The sequence below is a fragment of the Burkholderia diffusa genome (genome assembly GCF_902499115.1).
Lineage (GTDB): Bacteria > Pseudomonadota > Gammaproteobacteria > Burkholderiales > Burkholderiaceae > Burkholderia > Burkholderia diffusa.
Map to the genome: position 1 here is coordinate 1 of NZ_CABVPN010000069.1, position 1,498 is coordinate 1,498.

The following is a 1,498-nucleotide window of genomic DNA, read 5'->3' on the forward strand; positions in this document are numbered from 1 at the left end:
CCTATGAACGGTAACGTCAGCAGTTACGATACGCCTGCCGGAGCAGTCCATACCATTAACTGGCGGACGAAATATGGCGGGCTGTCGCCCTCGGAGCTGCGCCGGCTGAAGCAACTTGAGGAAGAGAACGCAAAGCTCAAGCGGCTCGTGGCCGATCTGTCGCTGGACAAGGCCATGCTGCAGGACGTGCTATCAAAAAAACTCTGAAGCCTTCTCGGCGCCGTGAGCTTGTCACGGACTTGATGCAGCGTTTCGGCGCAAGCCAGCGGCAGACGTGCGCGTTGTTGCAATTGTCCCGCACGGTCTACCGTTACGAGTCGGTCGCGCGGGATCAAAGCGCACTGGAAATGCGCATCAAGGAGATCACGGAAGTGCGGGTGCATTACGGTGCGCCCCGCGTGTATGTGATGCTTCGCCGGGAAGGCTGGAGAGACAACCACAAGAGAGTAGAACGCGTGTATCGCGAACTGGGTCTTTCGTTGCGCCACAAGCGACCTCGACGGAACAAGTCGGCTCGGCGCAGGCAGCCAAAGCAGTCAGTGAGCGCAATCAACGAAATCTGGAGTATGGACTTCTCTATGGTCCACCCGCAAACCGCAAGCGCAGACTGGTGGCGATAGACGATTCGCGTTTATCTATCCGGCCTATAGCGATCCAATCGAAGCCGGATCTGGCCTGCATGATGTAGTCGCACGCTTCCGTCCCAATTAGTGGCGCGGCATGATGTCTGCCGGAAGTCCAGACGGGTTTGGGGAAGCGACGGATGGTCGTTTGCGCCATGCTGATTGGCTGCGCGAGCTGCGGAAGGACGTTGCATCAAGGGTAGCGATCAGTCTGGTATGCCTCAGGTGTGATGGTGCAGGTTAAACTCCGCGCCGCTTCGCATGACAGCCCATGTAATGCGTACGAGTTTGTTTGCCAGAGCGCAGACCGCAATGTGCGCATGCCGGCGTTCGGCAAGTTGGATTAGCCAGTGCTGGATCGGATCGTTGGGATGCTTGTCTTTCCATACCCATAGCGCGCGGGCGCCCTGCACGAACAGGCGACGCAGATAACTGTTTCCCCTCTTTGTAATACCTAGCAAACGTGGCTTGCCGCCGGTTGTACGCTGTTGTGGCACCAGCCCTACCCAGGCGGCGAGATCGCGTGCCCGCCGGAACGTTGATGCATTGCCGACTGCGGAGACGATGGCGGTCGACAGCAAGACACCGACACCTGGAATCGTTTGAAGGCGTCGACAAAGGTCACTCTCCCGTGCGAGACATTTGAGCCGGTCGTTCATCTGTTCAATGGTTGATTCCGTGCGGTTCCACATGTCGAGTAGCATGCGTCCAAGATCGCGCATCATCGGAGTTAATCCGGAGTCTTCCTTCTCGAGCAGAGCGGGCAACACGGTGCGTAGCGCATAGAACCCCCGTGCTATCTCGATGCCGCGATCCAGCAGCAGTCCGCGAATCTGGTTGGTCAATGCCAGGCGTTGCTGGAGCATGCGTTCGCG

Annotated in this window: 1 protein-coding gene and 1 pseudogene; one reads left to right on the forward strand and one right to left on the reverse strand. The window is 58.2% G+C overall.

Features of this window, described 5'->3' with window-relative positions; genetic code table 11:
- Positions 1–575, forward strand: a pseudogene (locus BTE28158_RS32225) (IS3 family transposase); the annotation flags it as partial.
- Between the two features lie 269 nt (positions 576–844).
- On the opposite strand, the gene BTE28158_RS32230 reads toward BTE28158_RS32225, so the two are convergent.
- Positions 845–1,498 (reverse strand): IS110 family RNA-guided transposase (locus tag BTE28158_RS32230; protein ID WP_174920296.1); only part of this gene is annotated, 654 nt, incomplete at its 5' end.